15 protein-coding genes are annotated in these 15,664 nt (G+C 33.8%); 9 read left to right on the top strand and 6 right to left on the bottom strand.

Annotated elements, in window-relative coordinates; all coding sequences use genetic code 11:
• From AP058_RS01030 to AP058_RS01005, 5 genes are all read left to right on the top strand, one after another.
• A partial coding sequence (locus AP058_RS01030; protein ID WP_157492549.1) for a gliding motility-associated C-terminal domain-containing protein occupies positions 1–2,009 on the top strand: 2,009 nt, incomplete at its 5' end.
• 25 nt (positions 2,010–2,034) lie between these two features.
• Entirely contained in the window at positions 2,035–2,919 is an 885-nt protein-coding gene (locus AP058_RS01025) for a type IX secretion system membrane protein PorP/SprF (protein ID WP_066305789.1), read from the top strand.
• Positions 2,920–3,956: 1,037 nt separating this feature from the next.
• A complete protein-coding gene (locus tag AP058_RS01015; RefSeq protein ID WP_066305785.1) occupies positions 3,957–4,178 on the top strand; it encodes a hypothetical protein in 222 nt (73 codons plus the stop codon).
• 48 nt (positions 4,179–4,226) lie between these two features.
• Positions 4,227–4,472 (top strand): hypothetical protein, encoded by a 246-nt coding sequence (locus AP058_RS01010; protein WP_066305783.1) that lies wholly within the window; start codon positions 4,227–4,229, stop codon positions 4,470–4,472.
• A gap of 171 nt (positions 4,473–4,643) precedes the next feature.
• Positions 4,644–5,021: a response regulator gene (locus AP058_RS01005; protein ID WP_066305781.1), complete on the top strand. Its 378-nt coding sequence runs from the start codon at positions 4,644–4,646 to the stop codon at positions 5,019–5,021.
• A 61-nt stretch (positions 5,022–5,082) separates the two neighbouring features.
• On the opposite strand, the gene AP058_RS01000 is transcribed toward AP058_RS01005, so the two are convergent.
• Positions 5,083–5,736, bottom strand: coding sequence for a ferritin-like domain-containing protein (locus AP058_RS01000; RefSeq protein WP_066305779.1), 654 nt, complete (start codon positions 5,734–5,736; stop codon positions 5,083–5,085).
• Between the two features lie 523 nt (positions 5,737–6,259).
• Here AP058_RS01000 and AP058_RS16960 point away from each other — a divergent pair.
• From AP058_RS16960 to AP058_RS00990, 3 genes are all read left to right on the top strand, one after another.
• Positions 6,260–6,427 (top strand): hypothetical protein, encoded by a 168-nt coding sequence (locus AP058_RS16960; RefSeq protein WP_197413360.1) that lies wholly within the window; start codon positions 6,260–6,262, stop codon positions 6,425–6,427.
• 653 nt (positions 6,428–7,080) lie between these two features.
• The gene (locus AP058_RS00995) at positions 7,081–8,250 is read left to right on the top strand and encodes a zinc-dependent alcohol dehydrogenase (RefSeq protein ID WP_066305776.1); all 1,170 of its coding nucleotides are present in this window, start codon (positions 7,081–7,083) and stop codon (positions 8,248–8,250) included.
• A 39-nt stretch (positions 8,251–8,289) separates the two neighbouring features.
• Positions 8,290–8,661, top strand: a complete 372-nt coding sequence (locus AP058_RS00990) for an STAS/SEC14 domain-containing protein (protein WP_066305773.1) — start codon at positions 8,290–8,292, stop codon at positions 8,659–8,661.
• Positions 8,662–8,782: 121 nt separating this feature from the next.
• Here the strand turns inward: AP058_RS00990 and AP058_RS00985 are convergent, their stop codons facing one another.
• On the bottom strand, positions 8,783–10,450 hold the full coding sequence (locus tag AP058_RS00985; RefSeq protein WP_066305771.1) for an FAD-dependent oxidoreductase: 1,668 nt from the start codon (positions 10,448–10,450) through the stop codon (positions 8,783–8,785).
• 236 nt (positions 10,451–10,686) lie between these two features.
• Positions 10,687–11,112, bottom strand: a complete 426-nt coding sequence (locus AP058_RS00980; protein WP_066305767.1) for a response regulator — start codon at positions 11,110–11,112, stop codon at positions 10,687–10,689.
• Positions 11,113–11,600: 488 nt separating this feature from the next.
• On the opposite strand from AP058_RS00980, the gene AP058_RS00975 reads away from it, so the two are divergent.
• A complete protein-coding gene (locus tag AP058_RS00975; RefSeq protein WP_066305765.1) occupies positions 11,601–11,879 on the top strand; it encodes a hypothetical protein in 279 nt (92 codons plus the stop codon).
• 275 nt (positions 11,880–12,154) lie between these two features.
• Here AP058_RS00975 and AP058_RS00970 read toward each other — a convergent pair whose 3' ends face one another.
• The 3 genes from AP058_RS00970 to AP058_RS00960 are packed head-to-tail and all read right to left on the bottom strand — an operon-like array spanning position 12,155 to position 15,411.
• Complete coding sequence (locus tag AP058_RS00970) at positions 12,155–13,300, bottom strand: hypothetical protein (RefSeq protein ID WP_066305762.1); 1,146 nt, start codon at positions 13,298–13,300, stop codon at positions 12,155–12,157.
• Positions 13,301–14,434: a UDP-galactopyranose mutase gene (gene glf / locus AP058_RS00965; RefSeq protein WP_066305760.1), complete on the bottom strand. Its 1,134-nt coding sequence runs from the start codon at positions 14,432–14,434 to the stop codon at positions 13,301–13,303.
• Positions 14,431–15,411, bottom strand: a complete 981-nt coding sequence (locus AP058_RS00960) for a glycosyltransferase (RefSeq protein ID WP_231739460.1) — start codon at positions 15,409–15,411, stop codon at positions 14,431–14,433. The genes glf and AP058_RS00960 overlap by 4 nt, the downstream gene beginning before the upstream one ends.
• Positions 15,412–15,664: the final 253 nt, after the last annotated feature.

The following is a 15,664-nucleotide window of genomic DNA, read 5'->3' as shown; positions in this document are numbered from 1 at the left end:
ATAGTTCTGTTGCCACAGTAACAAATGATGCGCCTACTACTTTTGGTTTAGGAGCTACTACAGTTACTTGGACAGTTACAGATGGAGCTGGAAATGTTGCTATTGCTACGCAGGTAGTAACAGTTACTGACACCACCTTACCGACTATAACAGCTCCTGTTGCTGTTGCTACGGTGACCAATACAAATTGTACGGCTACTGGTGTAGTTTTAGGAACACCAATTACAACTGATAATTGTTCTGTTGCCACAGTAACAAATGATGCGCCTACTGCTTTTGTTTTAGGAGCTACTACAGTTACTTGGACAGTTACAGATGGAGCTGGAAATGTTGCTATTGCTACCCAGGTGGTAACAGTTACCGACACCACCTTACCGACTATAACAGCTCCTGTTGCTGTTGCTGTGGTGACCAATACAGATTGTACGGCTACTGGTGTAGTTTTAGGAACACCAATTACAACTGATAATTGTTCTGTTGCCACAGTAACAAATGATGCGCCTACTACTTTTGGTGTAGGAGCTACTACAGTTACTTGGACAGTTACAGATGGTTCTGGAAATACCGCTACAGCTACACAGCTAGTGAGTGTTACCGATGAAACTGTCCCAACTGTAATTACTAAAAATATTACGGTAGATTTAGATGTTACTGGTAAAGCTAGTATTACAGTTCAAATGATTGATAATGGCTCAACAGATAATTGCGGTATTGCGTCAATTTCAGTTTCAAAAACTATTTTTTACTGTGATGATTTAGGCGCAAATACAGTAATATTAAGTGTAACAGATGTAAATGGAAATATTCAAAAGGCAACAGTAATTATAACTGTAATTAATACAGCTATTGATATTGACAGTGACGGAATTAACGACAATTGTGATTCTGATGATGATAATTACGGTGTTCCTGATGAGGTAGAAATTATAGAAGGAACAGATCCTAACGATCCAAAAGATGTTAAAGACACTGATGGCGATGGCGTGCCAGATTATATTGAAGTGAACGATGCAACAGATCCTAACGATCCAAAGGATGTCAAAGATACCGATGGTGATGGTGTTCCAGATTATGTCGAAGTTAATGACAGAACAGATCCTAATGATACAAAAGATGTGAAAGACACTGATGGAGATGGCGTACCAGATTATGTAGAAGGAAATGATGCGACTAATCCGAATGATAACAATGACTATAGAGATTCTGATGGAGATGGAATACCAGATTATGTAGAAGTCGATGAGGGAACTGATCCTAATAACCCACAAGATAGAACAGACAGTGATGGAGATGGAGTTCCAGATTACGTAGAAGTTAATGACGGAACTAATCCAAAAGAGAAAAATGACTATAATGATTCTGATGGAGATGGAGTACCAAATTATATTGAAATAAAAAATCAAACTGATCCTAATAATAAAAATGATTTTATGGACAGTGACAACGATGGCGTTCCTGATTACGTTGAAACCAATGATTTTACTGATCCAAATGATAAAAACAGTTTCAAAGACAGTAACTGTGATGGAATTCCAGATTACGTGGATATAAGTGAAGGTACAAATCCGAATGAAGGATCAGACAATGATGGTGATGGCATTGTAGATTTATGCGATGAGGATGATGATAATGATGATGTTTTAGACTTTAGAGATAACTGCCCTCTCGACTTTAATCCATATCAGGAAGATCGTGATAATGATGGTGTAGGTGACGTTTGCGATACTGTAGAAATTAATATTTCTCAATCCATTACACCGAATGGAGATGGAGTAAACGATACTTGGATGATTTACAATATTGAGAATTACTCAAATAATCATGTAACAGTATATAATCGTTGGGGGGATAAAGTATACACATCACGCAGTTATAAAAATAATTGGAACGGTTATTATAAAAACAGTTCTAAGTCTTTACCAGATGGTAGTTCTTATTATTATCAGATAGATTTAGATGGTAATGGAACTATTGATTATGATGGATGGCTATATATATCGTTGAAGTAATTTACAATTGGTAATTAAAATTAATATGAAAAAAATATATATTCTAGTAGGTCTACTGCTTTTAACAAGCAGTAGACTATTAGCGCAACAAGAGAGTACAATTACTTTCTATAAAGATAATTTGAATTTAATAAATCCTGCATTTGTAGGGGTTGAAGGGACTAGTAAATTACAGACGCTTTACAGGAAACAGTGGACAGGGATCAAAGATTCACCATCTACACAAGCTATTTCCTTTATGATGCCTTTGCAGAATAAAAAGTTTGCAGTAGGTCTTTCAATTGTTCATGATGAAGTATTTATTGAAAAGCAAACATTTATTGCTGTTGATTTTTCTTATGATGTTAAATTAACTGAGAAATTAAATTTATTCATGGGAATTAAAGCGGGAGGTAACAATTATAATGTAAATACTGAAGGATTAGAAACATATAATCTAATTAGTGATCCAAGTTTAGAGCCTATTTCTAGATTCAACCCCAATATAGGAGTAGGTTTTTATCTCGAGCACGACAAATATTACGTTTCGCTATCGTCTCCAAAAATATTAAATACAGAAAGAGCTAAAAAGGAGGAGGGTTATGCTACAGTAGCAACCGACAGGGCTCATTATTACTTGTCTGGGGGATATAATATATATCTTAGTCCTAGTTTACATTTAAAACCATCTGTTATGGTTCGATATGTAAATGGGGCTCCTTTTTCAACTGATTTTTTAGCAACAGCGGTGATAAATGAAAAAGTGCATTTTGGGGCAACTTATAGAACCGATAGTACAATAGCTGGAATGGTGAAATTTGCAGTAGGTAAAAATTTTATATTAGGTTATGCTTATGAATATACTGTAAATAGTAACCTTTTAGGTAAAGCTAATGGCAGTAATGAGTTCTTTTTACAATATATTTTTTAATAAATAATAGTTTTTTATTCTTAAATTATTGCGATAATAGTTTAAGAATAAAAACCTAATTATCATCGGTAGAAATTTAAAAAAATTAAAAAGTATTTATCACTTTTCTATCTGATAACGATACAAGAAGAATAGATTTATTGTAAAAATAAGAAGTTTGAATTTATATTATTAAAAAAGCCCATCTCGTGTTAGCAGCTGTTTAGTAATTTAGTATTTTTCTAAAATATTTTCTTAATGTATTAAAGATCATAATGGGGAGGTAAATTTTTAAATATGGAATTGAAAATAATTCTTTCCACAAGTTATTAAAGATTTATAAGAACAAGCTTATATAAAATCTAAAAGCAAACCTATAGCAGTACCTACCGATGGAGGTGTGCAGAATTTAAAATATTAAGTCGGTGATTTTTTGAAAACAACTAATCATGTTATAAAAAATCTAATTGCTCAAAAAGACATTTCATTTTCAAATTCTAAAATAAAAGCATTTAATAAAATTATAAAATACCAATTTTTATTGCCGTAAAATTTAGCAACGCGATAACAGTTAGAGCCATTTTTAGCGAATATAATAACTTGTACTACAAGTCGTCCGAAGTTATCATTGCAAAGTAATACAGCGGCACAAACTTTTTCAGTAAAAGTTCTGCCATTAAACTCATACAAGGTACATTTTCAAGAACAAAAAACGGTAAGATTACCAGCAAATCAAAAGGTTAAAAACATAAGTTGTAATTGATATCAGAAAAATAAAAATCCTAAAAGCCAATAAATTGCGAAGTGGAATTTTAAAGCCCCAAGTATCCTTTTTTAATTAATGGAAAAAATAATTATACACTAATTCCTTTTTAGGAACCTCGTTTATAATAAAATTGTCGTGACAGTAGCAAGCCTATTATTGCTTGAGATTATATATTTACAAATTGCTGCGGAACCAGTAAGAATATTTAAATATTTTTTTCTAGCATTCGATATGTCTTAGTAAATTTGGTAAATTTTATTAAATTTACTAAACCTTAAAAATCCAGAATTTTATGGAAGCTCGAATAATCATTCAACATACGTTAGATAGAAGTTCAGCAGCAAATTTAGCGCAGGAACTTGCTTTTAAATTGGGTTATATTGTAGAATTTGGTGCTTATAAAATGCAGGAAGGACAGCATCATTTTATACAGAAGGGTACTAAAAGTATCGCCTCTGCAAAACACATTATAACTTTGTACGATACAAGCAACACTATAAATTCATTACATTAATTTGTTCTCGAGAATGGTGATGAAGCTAAACTAATTTTCAACGATATAATGGAGATTCAACCGCCAATAGTAGTTGATTACGACACGGTTTATAAAAAATTTAAGGAAGGCTTGTTGGAAAAAGATTCGTATTACAACACGTTATTTAGAGAATGCCGAAATATGAAGATTCAAACGATATACTTTATAAAAGATGAATTTAATTCCACTTTCGCTTTGAATCAAAACAGCTACTTTGCAGATTACAGCAACCTCTTTCGAAAAAATTTACCGTTTTTTGAGTTTCATTTATAAAATTATATATGATAATATCCTAAGGAGGAAAGGGTAAGGTGTACACGATTATGATTTATAGTTTTTCATTTAGACTAAAACTATAAATAAAATTCACTCTTATACTATGACTTATATTAGAGAAAATAACATGAATAATAGTTCCCGCTAAAATTTTAATTAAACTACAAAATGAAATACAGTTCGATACTTCAAATCGATGATGACTTAGATGATTGTGATTTTTTCAAGGATGCATTAGAAGGCGTTTCAGAATGTACTTATATGGCTATCCATAATCCACTTCTAGTATTAGGTGAATTAAGAAAATTAAAGTATACGCCAGACCTAATTCTGCTTGACATTAATATGCCAAAGATGAGTGGGGCTACACTTTTGCAGTTACTACGTAAGGAGAATTCTATTAAGAACATACCCGTAATTATATTTTCTACTTCACCCTATTCAGAAAAGGAAAAAACAGATCTTCTTAATGTATTAGCATACATTACTAAACCTAATACTTTTCAAGAGTTAACTTTAAAAATTAAACAGTTATTAGAAATATAAGCGTCATAAATTATTGTTTAATAGATAAAAAAAGCCTGCACTTGGCAGGCTTTTTACTTGTTTATTTCTTTGAATCTTTTTTAGTTCCTTCTTCTTCTTCTTCTTCTTCTTCTTCTTCTTCGTCAACTGCATCGAAATTAATAGTGTTATAAGCGGCCTCTGTAAGTGTTACATCAGCGTCTTTTTCTTCGGCCAAGGTTTCACTCAGTAATTTAGCAGCTTTATCTTCTCCCAAAGTTTTAGCAAATGCGACAAGAGTACCATAAGTTGCAATTTCATAATGCTCAATTTTTTGAGATGCCGCAATTATACCTGCATCACGGACTGCACCAATTTCGGTTTCTTCCATGATACTTTCTCCTTCTTTTATCAAACCATCCATTGCGTCACATTTTTTAGCTACTGCCTTTTCTCCGATAATTTGAAAAACTTCCTCCAATCTAGAAACCTGATTTTTGGTAACTTCAAGATGGTCTTCGATGGCTGCAATTAAGTTTTCTGTAGTGGCATTTTTCTTCATTTTTGGGAGGGCTTTAGTAAGCGCTTTTTCAGCCCAATAAATATCTTTAAGTGAATCCACAAACAGTTCACGTAATCCCTCAGCAGCTGCCGATTTTGCTTTTACCTTTCCAGCAGATGAACTGGTTTTCTCAGTCCCTTTTTTTGGTGCTGTATTTTTTTTTGCTTTTTCCGTATCTTTTTCTGTAGTTTTCATAATATGATTTTTTAAATTTCTGATAGCCAAAGTTAAATCGAGAAGCCTAAATATTCTTTATATAATTTTTTAAAATATTTATAAAATTTGAGTGCCAACTAATTTAGTGGCAGTAGTTAATATAGTTATCAGTAAGTAATTTTATTATTTTGGTTTTGTAATTAAGAAACCAATTCCAACTTTAGCTACAGTAGAAATTTTAGTATAATCACTTCAAAAATGGCCATCTATATTAGGTAAAATTAGGTATGATCAAACAAATCATTCGTAGACCGAATTAGACTGAAGTGGCAATTTGGTAACAAATTTTAAAATTATTATAAAAGAATTTTACTAGGAAAGTATCAATTTTATTTAGTGAAAAATATTTCATTTTTGCAATACACAATGAGATAAACTAATCTAAATATACAGTAGGCGGAATATGAAAAGATGAGAATTTTTTCACACTACGCCTGATCATTAAAGAAGGTGAAAATAATTTATTATAGCACAAATTTAATATTATAAAATTAATCAAATTATGTTCGAAAAGGGTCAATTAGTACAGCAAGAGTTTAGTGCGCAAATCATGGAAATTATTGGATTTGAGCCAGAGTTTATAGAAAATGTTGTCACACAATGGGAAGACGAATTTGGAACAATTGTTACCGCTAAATTTATGGAATCTCAACTTATAAAAGTGTGCTAAAAAAGGGCAGTGCTTTAAAAGTTGCAAACTCGCCAACCAAGCTATTTAAAAGTGTACAGATTTTATAAAAACTTGGATTTAAAGTTGTTGCAAATTTGAATTAGTACAGTTTCTGCTATTTTGCTATTTGGTGCATTTTAATAGTTTTATCATTGTAAGTTGCATTTAATTAGTTTTATATGGTATTAAAAGAATTAATAAATCCTATAATATTCTAAGCTACTTGTTAATTTTTGTGTATATCATAAGTATAATGCTATCATCACGTGTAATATATCATTGTGCATATAAATTTACTTTTTTAGCCTGCTAAGTCAACTTTTCTCATCGTTTTAAACCAATCACGAAACTCATCTAAACGACAATTTGTACTTGTACTTGTTTCGCTGGTATTTAAACGTAAGTAGATGTAAATTTCAAAATTGCCCAGCTTTATGAGCATTATTTCGGTTATGGAATTTTAATAATCTTCTTTTTTGCAGATCGAAGTTTGAATTATTTCGAATAGCAGAATTTCCACAACTGATCTACTTAATCCTTTATAGCCTAATATACAGTGCATTGTAATCTTAAAAACTTATTCAAAAATCATATAATAAGTTATTGGAATTATTAAACACTTTTACATTAGCAAATAATAAAACACTTATAGTATGAAAGCAGCAGTTATACATGGACCAGGATCAATACAATATGATACGGTAGAAGATCCTACATTAAAGAAGCAGGATGACATTATTATTAAGGTAACTTCAACAGCCATTTGCGGTTCGGATCTTCACATTTATTCTGGCGGAATTCCTCAGCCCCGACCTATGGTGCTGGGTCACGAATTTATGGGCATTATAGAGGAGGTGGGTACTGGGATCAACCATTTAAAAGTAGGTGATCGTATTATTGTACCTTTTCCAATATCGTGTGGCACTTGCTTTTTTTGTAACCACGAATTACCGGGGCACTGCGAAAATAGTAATCCAGATCATTATGGTCCTGAGGGTGGAGTTTTGACCGAGAAGGGAGGAGCAATGTTTGGCTATACCGATCTTTATGGGGGTATAGATGGCGGTCAAGCACAATATGTCCGTGTACCGTATGCCAATGTAAGTCCGCGTGTAGTTCCGGAGCACTTATCTGATGAACAACTACTCTTTTTGACTGACATTTTTCCCACTGGTTATTCTGCAGTAGATTGGGCAAACATCAAAGGTGGCGAAACCGTAGCTATATTTGGAGCTGGGCCTGTGGGTCTTATGGCGGCAAAAAGCGCGTATTTGAGAGGAGCTGAATTGGTGATTTTAGTAGATACTCTAGCATATAGATTAGAAAAAGGCAAATTGACAACGGGAAGCGAAATTGTTTTATGGGAAACTGATGCAAAGGATGTTGTTGAAAAAATAAGAGCAATGACCAATGGAAGAGGAGCAGACGTTTGCATTGACGCGGTCGGATTTGAACCTGATAGAAGTATTTTGGATCGGGCTAAAGCAGTGATAAATTTTGAAAAAGGTTCTGTCAAGGTATTAGAAGCATGCATGAGCGCCGTGCGTCGCGGAGGTACTGTATCCGTACTTGGTGTATATCCGTACTTGTATGATAATTTTCCAATAGGACAGTTTTTTGATAAAGGATTAACGATCAAAGGAGGACAAGCACCCGTTCAGAAACACATTGATAAACTTTTGGAATATGTAATTGAAGGCAAAGTAGAATTAGATGATATCATTACTCACCGATTACCTCTTTCAGAAGTTTCACACGCTTATGATATTTTCAAGAAACGAATTGACGCTTGTGTGAAAGTTGTTTTAGATCCTTGGACATAATTTGAAAGTCAATTAGTAAAGATGTAAATACCTAATATCATGATTAAACATTTAATAGATGTTCCAGAAAACGTCGCCGCCTTTGCAGTACGTGCTGGCGTTACAATACAAGATTTACGATGTATCGTAATTCCGGCGCTTCAAAAATTGGTACTGGATCAAGGGGAGATAAATTTTTTATTGGAGTTGGACGCAGATATTCCAAATTTTACTCTTCATCCGAGTTTTGAAGCTTTGCTATTAGATCTAAAAAACATAGGAAGATGGAATCGGTTAGCAATTGTAACCGATTCTTCAAGTATTATGGCCTTTACTAGCGCATTTATAGCAATAATGCCACAGGAGTTTAAAGGTTTTAATAAAGACTTGTATAGCCAAGCGCGCATTTGGGTGAGCCAAACTGACCATTAAACAAGAAGCGAAAATTTAAAAGTTGTAAGGTACAGTTGCACATATGTGAGAGTTCACGTGTATAAGAATTCAAAATAAAATTTTGTACTTAACCTCGTTAAAAATTCCCACATCAAGATGCTTACAGTGGTTGAATTTTAGGTTCTACTGGTAAGATTTCATCTATTATCGTAGAACTGTTGGGAGAAATTCCAACATCCTTAATTTTACTTTTTAATTCAACTTTTTTTAAGTTACAATTGGCCGGGCCATTAATAACAATACCTTCGGCAGTAAACCGAGATCCGTGCGCTGGACAGTCAAATGATTTTTCTTCAGCATTCCAATGTAAGATTGCACCTAAATGAGGGCAAACTGCTGAACAGGTATGAAAATTATTCATTTCATCTCGATAGGCTGCAATTTTTTTAATGCCCGTGGAAACTATGCCTCCTTGCCCAGGAAGTAATTGCTCGATATTTTCGACATCCTCTTTAGTGATCCAGTCGCCGTATTGAAAAACCATGTTACCCACCTCTTGCAGATACTCTTTTGCAGCTTTTAAAGTTATTCTTGACGGACTGAATAAATCAATTTTTGCATTCTCATTTCCTAAAATAATATCAGTAATAATAATACCTCCTAGTGTGCCGTTGGTAATTCCGTTACCAGAATGTCCCGTTATAATATAAATGTTATCATTTCCTGGATTTTTTCCTATGTAGGGCAAAGAGTCTACTGGTTCCACAACTTGACCTGACCATTTATAAATAATGTCCATCATAGCAGGAAAACGTTTCTTACTCCAGTCTATAAGTTTCTTATACCTTTCTTCTTCCAAAATACATTCGGACTCCGCTTGACCCACTTTGTGATCTTCACCGCCTAAAATTAAAAGATCATATTGTTCATCAAATTCTTCTAGCCTTGCATAATGATAAGGAGCTCCTACCCATTTTGACTCTTGATCACCAGTGTCCCACCACAGGGCGTAAGGTAGAGAGCCCTTGGGAATTTTGGCTGCAACAACATAGGTTCGATATGCATATTGCTTGGTGTGCATGACCACCATGTCGTTTATAGGTGTATTGGTAGCCACTACAATATGGTTCGCTGTGATATCAAAACCATTGGCTTTAGCTCCATAATTGGATACGTCTTCAACTCTTGTTTCAGTAAAAATAGAGCCGCCCATAGCAATTATTGCATCTGTAAGACCTTTCAAATACTTCATTATATGTATTTGGCCTTGTTCAGGAAATTTAATACACCATTTTCCTTCTTCCGCCTGTAAATCTGGAACTTGCTCCAACATTTCTGTTAGAAGCCCCGCAATTTTTGTTGCTTCATATTCCTTAGTAAGTGTTTCTTTAGAATCATTTCCACTAAGAAATAAATAGCCAGGAACTCTTTTAAAATTGCAATCTATATTTTCTAATTTTAGTGTATTTTCTATAAACTGAATCGCTTCCAGATGGCTATTAGCAACAAGACTTGCTTTTTCTTTTCCGAATAATTTTTCAAGCTCAAAATACCGTTGGTCTAAGGCGCAAGTAAGATGTGCTGTAGTTCTACCAGTTTCGCCACTTCCAATATATCCGTCCTCAACCAGCGTTACTTTCCTGCCCGCTTTTAACAAACTATACGCAGTTGTTATTCCCGAAATACCACCTCCGATAATTAAAATATCGGTCTCAATATTACGATTCAATTTTTCAGAAATTATAGGTTGAGTGGATTGAGTCCAAAATGATTGATTTATGCCAGAAGTTCTATTACTATCGATAATTCCCTTTGCAGCTGTATTCATAATTCTTAATTTAAATTTAAAAAATAGCACTTCTAAATTTCGCCAATTACCTGCAAATTGACTTATATAAAAATTAAGAGATTTTGCATAATTTACATCTGCAAGATTTACAGGAGAATCATTTCGTCATGTTGAGAATTCCTCATATATTTCTAAATAAAAATTAAGAGAGACTTTCAGTACCCAATATTTACTTATTCATTTAGTGTTATACAAATCTGTCTTTATTAAGTTTACTATTTAACATAAATCGGAGATTCACATTTTTGCCAATATTCAATGATGGTTTTCAGTACGTCTTTTAAATCATTGTAACTTGAAGGTTTTATAAAAAATCCTTGAATTGATTTTGAATAGGCCTCAACGACCGCGTCATGTTCTGCACTTGTGGTAAAAAATAAATATGGAATAGTCTTTATTCTTATATTCTCGTTCTCATGAATTTGTTTTCTTAATTCTATTCCATTTAAATTTGGCATGTTGATGTCTGAAAAAACAATAAAGGGTTCTGCAGCTGTTGCTGTCAAATAGTTTAAGGCTTGCTGACCGTCACTGCAGAAGATAATTTCATTTTTATAATTAAGCTCTGAAAATACATCTTTAAACATTTCTTGGTCATCTATATCGTCTTCTACAACAACGATTGCTCCATTTTTATTCATCTTAAAATATTTATAGATTATTTTTGCTAAGGTACTCTTTCATGTAAAGCAAAAGTTATCTTCTTCAATTACGTTCAATTTTCCGAAAGTAGTAGATCGGGAGTAGTTGTATATTTTGAATCGCATTCAAATAATTTCTAATGTAGAGTGACATATTGTAAGTTACCGACCATATTTTCTCACTTATTGGTTAAAAGTAATACAATCTATATTTAAACCTACATTATAATGCAGCTATTGGTCAGCTTAAATATTGTCTAGAAAAATTTAAATATCGATTTTGCAATATTTTCTTTTTGTTATCTTCCCTTCTTATCGTCCTTAAAATTAAAAAATCCTAACAAGTTATATACTAATTCATTAAATTTACAGTATGTAAATTTCTTGATGCAGACTGCGGATCATTTATAATATATAGTATAATATCAAAGGTACTTTATGCTTGTGTCCTGCAGTGCTATCTAAATATCAATTTAAAACAATAAATTATGAAAATTTTATCGGGATACAAAATCATTGCACTTTCATTTTTAACGGTACTTTCATTTTCTTGCAAAAAAAGTACGACTAACGAAACAGAAGTTTATGGGAATCAAAATGATTCAATATTAACAGTCGATACAGTAGGCCCTAGTTCCGACACTACAAAAGTTATTAATCCTGGTACCACTGGTGCAGTAGGAGAAGGAACTACAGGTTCAGGAACAGCTGGAAGTCTACAAAGAGGTAGTTCTATGAAAGCAGATTCTGTAAGATCATCAAAATAAAAATAGTTTGCACATCACCTTAATGCAGTACTGATGATTCGACAAGTCCATGAATTTCACTTCACTTCATTTATTTCCTGGAGGGCTGTATTTCAACGCGATTAGTAGTTAATCTTTTGTGGATAATAAAACTATATTACTAAGAGAACGTAATTGTAGCCGATATGTACTCCCTCCAATTCTAAAAAAGAACTACCATGAAGCAAAACCAATTCGATAAATGAATTTCCGCATTCTTTTTTGACAATTTTCAGTTCATCTAACTTTTCAGTTTTTTATTTAAATAAGTTTCTAACAAAATTCAATATTTTATTATCCTGTTGAAACGCGGATTGTGCCTTATCAACAGCATTTATATATTGTTTATGAGGAATTCGCTCGCCGTTATTATCTAAATCCCATAGCCCGCAATTACTATAGCTTTTTAAATTGTCCCAATCTGGCCTGTCCGTTACGGGATATATGCAAATACCATTCAATTCCACACCATTTTTTATAGCCGTTATACATTCTTCTATGACCTCTTTGATCCACGGGACACGCCCCGTACCAAAATGTCCCGTTTCTGATAGAAAAATTGGTTTATTATAGCGCTCATAGGCACATTGCAATAGAGTGGCGAGCGGTGTTCTACTTTGCAACGGATCTGGCCAGTCTAATGGCTCACCATTCGCTTTCCATTGGCAGTTCCAATAATAATTAAATCCTAATATTTCCAGGTAAGCTTCCGAACCACCAAGTTCAGCACACATTCGTCCCGCTATAATGTCCATAGCTTGAAACTGATGTTCATTGAGATTAAATATATTAACGGGATCTTCAGTTTGATCGGCATGTATTTTTACAAGGGGCTCAACCAAAACAATAACACAATTTGGATCCACCTCCTTTAACTTTTGAATCCCCACAATTGCTGCTTTGCAAAGATGGTATTTAATGTCCCAACCGCTATTGACTGCGAAGGGTACAGTGCCTCTAACGTCGCCAGAGTGCCAGGACAAAAAGCTAATCTCATTTATCGGTACGACGAATAATTTTTGTTTTCCATGAGTCTTATAAAATGTAGCAAATGCAAAGCATAAGGCAGTAAATCGATCACAGAATAAAGGATGAGTGGGGTAAAGACCATCCGGATAACCGAAATGAATAAGATCCCAAATTTGCTGTATTCCATATTTTTCTGCGGCCTGCATGCGATTGTAGACTTCCGAGAAATCAAAAATTCCTGGAGCAATTTCTACAGCGCTCCAACAGATACCTTCTCTAACTGTTTGTATCCCAATCGAACGAAGAGCTTGGTAGTCTTCCTCGATCCTAATATGATGTTGCGTCTGTTTTAAGAGATTAATTCTTTCACCAGAACGGTTGATGTGATCTGCACATTCATAACCACCCATCAAAAAAGTTCTGAATATTTCCATTTATCGTACTGTTTGAATTTTATCCTGTTCTTCTAACTTATAGAAAAGATCCAACGCATTTTTGAAGGCTTGGTCCATATTGAAATATTTATAATTCGCTAGTCGACCCACAAAATGAATATCAATTAGCTTTTCAGCTTCTACTTTGTATTTATCGTAAATTTCCTGGTTTTTAGGATTTGGAACTGGATAATAAGGCTCGCCTTCGTCTACCGTAAACTCTCTAACAACTGTCGTTTTATCTGATTTCTGATTTCCAAAATGCTTGTACTCTATTATTCTTGTAAAATCAACATCAGTACCGGGATAGTTGACCACCGAGTTCTCCTGAAAAAACTCCGAATTGACTGTCTCAATTACAAAATTAATCGAACGATATTCTAGTTTTTCGGTTAAGCTGTGTTTAAAATTAAAAAAGTGATCGACTGGTCCAGTATAGAACAATTTTTGGTAACCGGTGTATTCTTTCTTTACATCAAAAAAATCCGTTTGTAATTTAGTTTCAATATTAGGATTACTTAATATATTTTCAAATAGCTGTGTGTAGCCTCCTTCGGGTAACGCTTGATAAACATCAGAGAAATAACGATCGTCAAAACTGTGACGAACGGGAATTCTATTTAAAACAGATGCATCTAATTCAGCGGGGTATTTGTCCCACTGTTTCTTAGTGTAATGCTTGAACATTTTTTCATAAAGAATAGGTCCCACGCGATTGAGTACCGCCTCCTCGCCGTTCGTAGGGTTTTCAAATGGCGTACGATTTTCTTCTAACCACTTTGTCATTTCTTGCTCGGAGCTTATTGTTGTTCCAAACAACTCATTTACAGTAGTTATATTAACTGGTATGGGTACCCTTTTATCTCCTACTTTAGCAATCACCTTATGCTGCCATGGGTACCAGTTTGAAAATTTATTTACATAAGTCCACACTGACTCGTCATTTGTATGAAATAAGTGAGCACCATACTTTGAAACTAATATTCCATTGTCGTCCACATAATCATAGCAATTTCCTGCAATATGATTTCGTTTTTCAAGGATTAAAACTTTTTTACCTATAGCGGCATATCGCTCTGCTAGAACGGCTCCTGAGATACCAGCGCCGATAATTAAAATGTCTATTTGCTTCATACGGCATAGGTTTCAATGATGGACTGCATTCTGTTAACTGTAGCATCCCACGAAGTTTTTTTAAGAATTTCTTGGTATTCCATTTGTAATGCTGTTGGATCAGTGAGATTAAGTACAGTGGCAATTGCATGCACGAATTCCTCGGAAGTTTCTACAAGGGTAACACAAGAGCTATAATCGCTAACAACGTCTTTTATTTTGGTAGAAATGATCGGAGCGCCCGCAGCTATATATTCAAGGGTTTTTGTTGGGCTGATGTATTTGGTGGAAGCATTTAAAGCGAATGGCATTATCGCAACGTCAAAAGCTTTTAAATAAGCTGGCAGTTGTTCATAAGAACGCATTCCTAAATAAATAATATTTTTAAGCTTTGGCAAATCATCTTCCGATATTTTAGCTAGCGGACCAACCATAATAAACGAAACTTCTGGAAGTAATTTTGCCGTATCGTGTAATAATGAAAGATCTAAGCGCTCGTCAATTACTCCAATATAACCAGCCACAGGCGTTTGAATGTCTGCAATGTCCGAGGGAAGTTCGATATCTTTTAAGGCTTGGGCAAAATGAGGCTCATCAACCGAGCTAGGAAAGCAATAGACATTAGAATGATATTCTTTTTTAGCATCATAAAGTGATTTTCCTCCTGTAAAAACAATATCCGCTACCGCCATCAATTTTTTTTCTTGATTTAATAGTTCATGCGAAGCGTCTTTAAATAGAGAGAGCTCATCCATGCAATCATATATTACAATACCAAAATTCAAGGAATTAAGTAAAGGAGTAAATGACGCAGAATAAAACCAGCCAATAGACACGTTTTGGTTTTTTACATAATTAGGTATAACCTTTTCAATTTCTTCAATGTTTCTTACTTTAGGTTGCAAAACATGAAGTGATTCTGTAATAATCAGTAAGTTCCCTAGGTTTTCTTCTTCATCACTATAGCTAATGGGCTCTTCAATGAAAAGAACCTTCATCGTTTTTGCTAGCCGACTTATAATGTGCTGTGGGCGTTGATAAACAAATTGCCATCTTAAATGACAAAAAACAATGAGATCATACTTAACCGATTGTTTGTTTTTTTCTGTTCGAAAAGTTTCCATCAAACCTTTTTCTTGTTTACTTTTTAGCATGGTATTTTAGGTATTATAAAAAAACGATTAAAATTAAGTTCTTAAAATTAAGTAGATTTTAAAGCCAAAAGTAATTGTATAATTCAGTTAAATATTA

The sequence above is a fragment of the Flavobacterium sp. TAB 87 genome (assembly GCF_001529295.1).
Taxonomy (GTDB): domain Bacteria; phylum Bacteroidota; class Bacteroidia; order Flavobacteriales; family Flavobacteriaceae; genus Flavobacterium.
Note: the sequence above shows the minus strand (reverse complement) of the source record. Positions and strands in the feature narration are given on the sequence as shown.

Excerpts from the sequence above, each read along its gene's own strand:
- AP058_RS00995 (WP_066305776.1), top strand. The coding sequence starts at position 7,081 with ATGAAAGCAGCAGTTATACATGGACCAGGATCAATACAATATGATACG.
- AP058_RS01025 (WP_066305789.1), top strand. The coding sequence starts at position 2,035 with ATGAAAAAAATATATATTCTAGTAGGTCTACTGCTTTTAACAAGCAGT.
- AP058_RS01005 (WP_066305781.1), top strand. The coding sequence starts at position 4,644 with ATGAAATACAGTTCGATACTTCAAATCGATGATGACTTAGATGATTGT.
- AP058_RS00960 (WP_231739460.1), bottom strand. The coding sequence starts at position 15,411 with ATGAAGGTTCTTTTCATTGAAGAGCCCATTAGCTATAGTGATGAAGAA.
- AP058_RS00985 (WP_066305771.1), bottom strand. The coding sequence starts at position 10,450 with ATGAATACAGCTGCAAAGGGAATTATCGATAGTAATAGAACTTCTGGC.
- glf (WP_066305760.1), bottom strand. The coding sequence starts at position 14,434 with ATGAAGCAAATAGACATTTTAATTATCGGCGCTGGTATCTCAGGAGCC.
- AP058_RS01000 (WP_066305779.1), bottom strand. The coding sequence starts at position 5,736 with ATGAAAACTACAGAAAAAGATACGGAAAAAGCAAAAAAAAATACAGCA.
- AP058_RS00980 (WP_066305767.1), bottom strand. The coding sequence starts at position 11,112 with ATGAATAAAAATGGAGCAATCGTTGTTGTAGAAGACGATATAGATGAC.
- AP058_RS01010 (WP_066305783.1), top strand. The coding sequence starts at position 4,227 with ATGGAGATTCAACCGCCAATAGTAGTTGATTACGACACGGTTTATAAA.
- AP058_RS01015 (WP_066305785.1), top strand. The coding sequence starts at position 3,957 with ATGGAAGCTCGAATAATCATTCAACATACGTTAGATAGAAGTTCAGCA.
- AP058_RS00975 (WP_066305765.1), top strand. The coding sequence starts at position 11,601 with ATGAAAATTTTATCGGGATACAAAATCATTGCACTTTCATTTTTAACG.
- AP058_RS00990 (WP_066305773.1), top strand. The coding sequence starts at position 8,290 with ATGATTAAACATTTAATAGATGTTCCAGAAAACGTCGCCGCCTTTGCA.
- AP058_RS00970 (WP_066305762.1), bottom strand. The coding sequence starts at position 13,300 with ATGGAAATATTCAGAACTTTTTTGATGGGTGGTTATGAATGTGCAGAT.
- AP058_RS16960 (WP_197413360.1), top strand. The coding sequence starts at position 6,260 with ATGTTCGAAAAGGGTCAATTAGTACAGCAAGAGTTTAGTGCGCAAATC.